We start from the raw sequence: 7,700 nt of genomic DNA on the forward strand, positions 1-7,700 counted from the left end.
GGACGCGCGTAATGCATGTCGCCTAAAAATTGACCTCGGTTATCAGAGGACGACATGCAAATAGAAAAAAGAACCTAAAGTGCGTCGCATAAATCCGCTTCAACGCAACGCGCTTTAGGTCGCCGGATCACGCCCTTCAACGCTATCGAAGAAGGGACCCTCCTATCGGACCTCCGTTGATCAGGACTGGCGGATCCACTGGCGTTGACGCCGGAGCGGCCCGATGACGACGCACTGGATCGTCCCCGCCATGGCAACGGCGGTTGGCATCGCTGCCTCTTCGGACGTGAAGAGCCAGCACGGCCGGAGCGGGCCGGCAGCCTCGGGCTGGGGATCTTCAAGAGCAGCCATTTCATTGGCAACCCGACTCAGCGCACGCGACAAAAGCTCCAGTTTCAAGTAGCCGGGCTAGTCACCGCGAGAAAGATTTTTGCCCCCATGCTGAACGTCGGCGATACGGTCTACCGGCTCGAACCCCAGATGAGCATCTCGATCAAGTTTGCACCGCAGCTAGTTCAGCCGCCCCAACGTCCTGAGTAAGCCCACGCAATTCGGCCGGAGGCGCAAGGCAGAAAGTTCGAAAAGCTTCCAAGAACCCCAGTCGATGGCCAATTGTAGAACCGTTGACGTCCGCGTTGAGACCGGCAGCGGACCGACGGCTTTATTGTCAGTCACTAGCCTACCCCTGCATTACGACCCAGCACAGTGCTACTTGAACCGGTGGCAAGCATCGGCTTTTCGCTAAGAAACGCGCTCCGGCAGGAATTGTCACGCTCCAGCGAGGACGCCAAGCCTGTCCAGAGCAGGTGCAAGTCCTTTCAACGACACGGGCAGGACCACCTCCTTCTGATCTGCGCTTCTGACCTTTATCTTGAGCACCGAACCGGCCCGCAAAGCTGCGACTGTTTCTTCCCCGAGGCTGAGCGGCACGATGCAGCCGGCCGGCAGGCAGGTGGAGAGGCGCAGCGCCGCCAGCGGCTGGCTGTCGTCAATCTGCAGTGTGGCACCGGCGTCGAGCAGGAGGCCAAACGGAAGAACGAGATTGCCGGCGAGCGTGCCGTCGCTGTTTCGCCTAAGCTCGACAGCCATCACCCGCTGCCCGTTCTGCTGCGTTTGTTGCTGGGAGACAGCGCACGCTATTTGTGGTGCCCCGCTTTGACAGGTTAGGTTCCAGTCCTGGTAGCTCTCCTGGAGCGAAGTAGCACCGCCTGGAAGGCCTGTCTTCTCTTGAGCAAATGCCGAAATCGCAAAGCCCATGATGAGCAGCGCGGTGGCCACCAGGAGGAGGCTTCTACCCCAGCTCTTACGGGTCATATCTTCATCCATTCCTGTCCAGCCCGGCGCACTCGAATCAGGGCTCATTGTCTTTGTCAGCCGTCAACCTGCTGACTACCACTTGACGCTGAGGCCGAGCTTCGCGCCGATGGAGCGGCTGTCGCCGAATTCCTTCAGGCTCGACTTTGCGAAGGCTTCCCCGAAGACCGTGTAGCGATCGTCGGCCCAGGAGAGCGATCCGCCGAGACCGACACCGCCCCACAGCGGCTGGTCGTGCTCGTGAAGCGCGGTGCCGGAGACATCCACGTCATTGCCGTCGAGGAAGTCGTAATAGAGATTGGCAATGCCGTAGAAATGCGAGCGGCTGACCTTGCCCTGGGCGCCGGTCCAGGCGTCCTCATAGTCGAGCGACAGGCCGGCACGGCCGATCAGCGCCTCACTGCGGCTCAGCGACACCGCTGCGTCGAACGGATCGGTGAAGCTGTCGAAGCGGACCGAAGAATAGGAGAGCTGAGCCTGCGGCGTCAGCGTCCATTTGGCCCCGAGCGCGAACTTCTGGCCGGCTTCGATGCTCACAGCATAGCCGAAGCCATTATTGCCCTTCGCGAGCTCGCTGCCCAGGGTGGTGGACTTCAGGTCGCTGTCATACCACGTTACCTGGGCCTGGCCGTCGGTGTAGAAGCCGTTGTCGCCATACCAGGTCAGCGTGCCGGCGAAGCCATAGCCTTTGGCGTCGATCGAGCCGACGCCATAGATCGACGAGATGTCGGAGGAAGCCGTGCCATAGTGGAAAGAGACACCGCCGAGCAGGATGCCGGTGGCATCTTCGTAGAGGAGACCATCGACCCCCGTCTCCAGTTTCCATGTCGTCACGTCGTAGTCCGACACGGTCGTGGCGCTCTCGGGACTTTGCCGCGTGTGGGCGCCCTCGATGCGAGCCCAGATCGCGTTCTGCGACGGAACGGACCCGATCTCGTCGGCGCCTTGAGCAGCGCCCACCCAAGACCGGTTGCCGAGGCGCTGCTGCAGGGTGTCCAGTTCGTTGAGACTCTGCAGGACGCCCGCATAGGCCTCATAGATCGGTACGGCCGGCGAATAGAGTGGGTTCGGCGATCCATTGATCAGCGCCGAACGCAGATACCAGTCACCGTCCGCCGGCGTACTGACACCGTTCTTGTAGAGCCGGTAGGCATAGGCGCCGCTGACCACGGCCTGGTCGCCCTGGAAGACATAGTCGCCAGCCAGCGAGAAGGTGCCGGCCGAGGTTCCGTCGATATCGACGATCTTGACGCCCTCGATGGTCTGCGCCCCCGCTCCGCCGACATTACCTACCGCAAAAATGCCGGTGCCGGAGGTGCTACCATGGATGACGACCTTGTCGGTGGTCGAGGCATCGCCATCGAGCGCGGCATTGAGGAAGATGGTTCCGCCATTGCCGGTGTAATCGCCATTGATCGTCAGCGTCGTGCCGGGCGCGGTGCCCAGCCGCACCGAGCCTGCGTTGCCGAGCGAAGCCACGGTTTGGTTAAAGCCGGCGAGGTCGAGCGTTGCACCTGAGGCAACCGTGTATGCCGACGCGGCGCCAAGCGCGTCGACGGTACCGGCCGCCAAGGTGCCCTGCTGCACGCCAGTTGCACCGGCGAAAGCGGAGTCGCCTGAGGCCAGCACAAGGGTTCCATCGCTGGCTTTGGTGAATGCACCCGACCCGGTCAGCGCGCCGTTCAGCGTCAAGGTCGTGGCGGCGGCGGTCGAGACGGTGCCGGAGCTCATCACATTCAGCGCACGAGAGGTAGCAAAACTGTTGGTCGCGCTGAGCGTGCCGCCGTCGAGGCTGAGCCCGCCGGCGGCGTCGCCAAGATTGGCATCGGCAGCAACCTGCAGCGTGCCGCCATTGATCGCCGTGCCGCCGGTGTAGGTGTTGGTGCCGGTCAGCACCAGCGTGCCGCGGTCGGATTTGACAAGCTGCGCGTCGCCCGAAAGAACGGAGGCGATCGTGGCCGTCATGCCGGCGCCCGCCGCAGTACCGTCGCCGACGACGATGCTGCTGGATGGTCCGGTGAGCTCGACGGCATTGCCCTGGACACTATAGCCATCGGTCATGAACTGCATGCCAGAGGCAGTTACGTGGCCCAAGCCTTCATCCACCATCACCGTGCCGGCCTGGCCGGCAAAGATGGCGAAGGAAGCGTCGGCGTAAGGGGCATTGATGGTGCCCGTCTCATTGGCCCAGTTGTCATTGCCGGCCGAAGCCTGCCAGACGCCGTCGCCGCCATTGATCACGCCGTTGTTCTTGGGGCCGGCAGCGCCATCCCAGTAGTTGAAGGTCAGGCCTTCGGTGTTGACGAGGTTCACTTGGTGATCGATCGATGTCTGGATCGAATAACCCGTCGACGGGATCGTGCCCACGGCGAGGCCGTTGTTGGTGAGAGTGCCGTCATAGCTGAAGACACGGTAGACGCCTGGCCCGAAGGTTCCGCCTGCGCTCGTGGTGACGTTGAGCGTGCCGTCGAGGACGAGGTTGCCGCCCACTGTCGTCAGGTCATTGAGCGCCCCACCGACGACGTTCGCCTCGCCGAAGGAATAGTTGAGGATCGAGCCGCTGGAGAGATTGAGATTCCCAGCGATCGCCAGCGTGCCTGGGGTGTCGTCGGCCGAGCCGGGTGACAGGGTCGCCCCGTCGGCGACCGTGATATCGCCGCCGATCGCGCCCTTGCCGCCGATGGTCGCGCCGCTCGCAACCGAGACCGCGCCCGTCGCACCACCGTTGTCGCCATCGACATAGAGGCCGCCGGCCGTGACCATGGTCGACCCGGCATAGCTGTTGGAGCCGGTCAGGGTGAGTGCTCCGGCGCCCGTCTTGTTAAAACCGCCAGCGCCGGTGAGCGGGCCCGAAAGGATGAGATCCGCATCGGTCTGGAAAGTGCCGACACCCGAATTGAGAGTGACGTCACGCGCCGAGGTGAAGGCCGCGGTGGTCTGCAGCGTTGCGCCATCGTCCAGGCTCAAGCCGCCAGAGGTATCGCCCAGATTGGCATCCGCCGAAACCTGCAGCGTGCCGCCCTTGATGGCCGTGCCGCCGGTGTAGCTGTTGGTGCCGGTAAGCACCAGCGTTCCAAGATCCGTCTTCACCAGTTGAGTCGCACCTGTGAGGTTCGATGCGATGGTTCCGCTGAAGCCTGCCCCGACCAGCGTGCCGTCGCCGACCCGGATGGTCGACTGCGGCCCGAGCAATTCGATGTCCTGTCCCTGGACCACATACCCGCCGGTCGCGAACTGCATGCCCACGGCCTGCACCTGGCCATTGGTGTTGTCGACGCTGACCATACCGGCTGCGCCGGCAAAGATGGCAAAGCTGCCATTGGTGAAGGCCGCGTTCAGGTTGCCATCCGAACCGGTCCAGTTGTCGTCTCCAGCGGCCCGCCAGGTTCCGTTTCCTCCGTTGACAACGTCATTGCTTTTTGGACCGGCGTCGCCATCCCAGAAATTGAGGGTCTGGCCGCTGATGTCGACGAGGTTGACCTGGCCCGCGACCGACGTCTGCACCACGTGGTTGGCCGATGTTGTGTCCAGCCCGTTGTCGGCAAGCGCGCCGTCATAGCTGATGACGCGATAGATGCCCGGCCCGAAATTGCCGCCCGGGGCTTCCGTGACATTGATGGTGCCATCGAGCGTCAGATTGCCATGCACGACGGTCAGATCGTTGTAAGCGCCGCCGACCACGCCCGCCTGGCCGAACGAATAGTCGAGGTTCGACCCGGAGGCCAGATCAAGACTGCCATTGATCGTGAGCGTGCCGGGCGTGGCGCCAAGGCCGCCAGGAGCCAGTCTGCCTGCCACGTCAACAAGGACGTCACCGCCGACAACGCCCGTGCCGCCAAGCGTACCCGCGGCGACGATGGTCTGTCCGCTCGCGGCAGTCTGGTCTCCATTGATGTAGAGCCCACCGCCACCGTTGATGATGGTGAAGCCGGAATAGCTATTCTCGGCCGTGAGCACGGTGGTCCCCGTTCCGGCCTGGGTAACGCTGCCGCTGCCGGAGATCGTGCCGTCGAATGTATAAAGGTTGGAGCGATTGAAGCTGAGCGTGCCGTCGTCGACCACATCGCCGAGAACCGCACCCGTCGTGCCGCCAGTGCCCAAAGCCAGGACGCCGCCCGCAATGGTCGTGCCGCCGGTGTAGGTGTTGTCGGCACCGAGGAACAGCGCTCCCGTGCCGGTTTTTGTCAGCCCGCCCGCGCCGTCGATGGTTCCATTCCATGCAAGCGTATTGTCAATCTCGAATGTGCCGCCGCCCGCTTCAAGGGTCGCGTTGCGTCCGGAAGTCACGTTGGACAGGCTGCTCACGTGCAGCGTGCCACCATCGAAAGTGACCTTGCCCGCCGCACTGCCAAGATTGGCGTCGGCCGTGATCAGGACCGTGCCCCCTTTGATGAACGTGCCTCCCTGATAGGTGTTGGTGCCTGCCAGGATGAGTGTGCCGTCGCCTTGTTTGGTCAACGCGCCAACACCCGCGATGGTGCCGCCGAGCGCCAGGTTGGTCGCGCCGTCGATATCGAAAGTGCCGCCGCCGGCGTTGAGCGTCACGAAGCGCCCGGAAGCGATACCGGCGGTAGTGTGCAGCGTGCCGCCGTCAAGCGAAAGAACGCCGGGGAAGCCGCCGAGATTGCTGTCGGAGGAGATCTGCACGGTGCCGCCATTGATCGCGGTGCCGCCGGTATAGGTGTTGGTGCCTGCCAAAACCAGCGTGCCGGCGTCGGTTTTGACCAGTTGCCCGGCCCCCGTGAGGTTCGAGGCGATGGTTGCCGTATAGCCCGCGCTCGCCGCCGAGCCGTCGCCAACGCGGATGATCGACTGCAGCCCAATAAGCCCTACGTCCGCGCCCTGCACCCGGTAGCCGCCGATCGCGAATTGCATGCCGGCAGCCAAAACCGGGCCATTCGTGCCGTCCACCGTCACCGTCCCAGCCGTACCCTGGAAGATGGCGAAGCTGCCATTGGCAAAGGGAGCGGCGAAAAGTCCGGTCGAATCCGTCCAGTTCTGGTCGCCGGCAGCACGCCAGGTGCCGTTGCCGCCATTGACGGCACCGTTGGAATGCGGACCGGCGTCGCCGTCCCAGTAGCTCAGCGTCAGGCCCGCCGAGTTGACCAAATTGACCTGGTTGGCGACCGACGTCTGCACGAAATAGTTCGGATCGGTGACGTTGAGGCCGTTGTCGATCAGCGAGCCGCCATAGTTGAACACGCGATAGATCCCGGGGCCGAAGCTGCCGCCCGATGTCTTCGTAATGTTGAGTGTACCGTCGAGGGTGAGATTGCCGCCGACGTTGATCAGGTCGTTGAGCGCGCCGCCAGGCACATTGGCCTGGCCGAAATCGACGTTGAGGTTGGAATTGCCGAGGGCGAGATTGCCGTTGATGGTCAGCGTGCCGGGCATGCTGCCTGCTCCACCGGCGCTCAACGTGCCGCCGTCGGCGACCGTGACGCTGCCGCCGATGATGCCTGTGCCGCCAAGCGTCGCGCCGCCGGCGACCGAAATCTGCCCGGCCGCGCCCGACTGGTTGCCGTTGACGAGCAGGGTGCCGGCATTGACGTTGGTCGCGCCGCTATAGCTGTTGGTGCCAGTGAGCGTCGTAACGCCGCTGCCGAGCTTGTTGACCGTGCCGCTGCCCGAGATCGCGCCGGCAAAGATGTAATCGCTGTTGAGGTTGAAGGCGAGCACGCCGTTGTTCGTAACGGCTGGCGTCGCGAGCGCCCCGGCCGTCGCGCCGTTGCCGATTTGCAGCGTCCCGGACTGTATAGTCGTGCCGGCACTGTAGCCGTGGTTCCCGGTCAGCGTCAGCGCGCCGGCGCCTTGCTTGGAGAGGCTCTCGAAATTGCTGACATTGGCGGCGTCCAGCGTGCGTCCCGCGGCGGCGACCACTTGCAGTGTGTCTCCGACGCCAGTCTCGCCACCGGTACCCGCGTCAACGCCCGCGCCACTGATGACGGCGGTGTCATTGAGCACCAGCGTGTCGTTGCCGGCGCCGAGATTGAGCTGTGCGGCGCCTGTGTTGAGCGTGCCGCTTACGTTGACCGTGTCGTTGCCGGCGCCAAGATTGCCATTGCCGCGCAACGTGCCGCCCGCCGCGATGGTGATGGTGCTTGCGCCGCCATCGCCGGCAAGAGTTGAGAAGCCACCGGCGGCGGCTCCGACCGTGCCGTTGACGGTGAGCGTGCCGGTACCGTTCAAGGCGATCGTCGGTGTGGTGAGGCCGCCGTTGACCTGCAGGACACCCGCGTCAATGCGCGTGGCGCCGATATCGTTGGCGGCCTGCGTCAGCACGGTCGCGCCCGTCCCGATTTGCGCGATCGTGCCTGGGCCGCTGAGAAGGCCGGTGAAATTGAACGTGTCGCTGCGGTTGAACGACAAGGTTGAGGTGGCAGCAT

3 protein-coding genes are annotated in these 7,700 nt (G+C 63.9%); 1 reads left to right on the top strand and 2 read right to left on the bottom strand.

What is annotated here, in order from left to right; translation table 11 throughout:
* Nucleotides 1-204: 204 nt before the first annotated feature.
* On the top strand, nt 205-540 hold the full coding sequence (locus tag EN939_RS13360) for a hypothetical protein (protein WP_127268392.1): 336 nt from the start codon (nt 205-207) through the stop codon (nt 538-540).
* 228 nt (nt 541-768) lie between these two features.
* On the opposite strand, the gene EN939_RS13365 is transcribed toward EN939_RS13360, so the two are convergent.
* Nucleotides 769-1,314, bottom strand: a complete 546-nt coding sequence (locus EN939_RS13365) for an invasion associated locus B family protein (RefSeq protein ID WP_236383341.1) — start codon at nt 1,312-1,314, stop codon at nt 769-771.
* Between the two features lie 75 nt (nt 1,315-1,389).
* Nucleotides 1,390-7,683 (bottom strand): autotransporter outer membrane beta-barrel domain-containing protein, encoded by a 6,294-nt coding sequence (locus EN939_RS13370; protein WP_206528287.1) that lies wholly within the window; start codon nt 7,681-7,683, stop codon nt 1,390-1,392.
* Between the last annotated feature and the right edge of the window lie 17 nt (nt 7,684-7,700).

The organism is Mesorhizobium sp. M7A.F.Ca.CA.002.05.1.1, from assembly GCF_003998335.1.
Taxonomy (GTDB): Bacteria; Pseudomonadota; Alphaproteobacteria; order Rhizobiales; family Rhizobiaceae; genus Mesorhizobium.

Bases quoted from the DNA above. Each gene is read 5' to 3' on its own strand.
- EN939_RS13365 (WP_236383341.1), bottom strand. From the start codon at position 1,314: ATGACCCGTAAGAGCTGGGGTAGAAGCCTCCTCCTGGTGGCCACCGCG.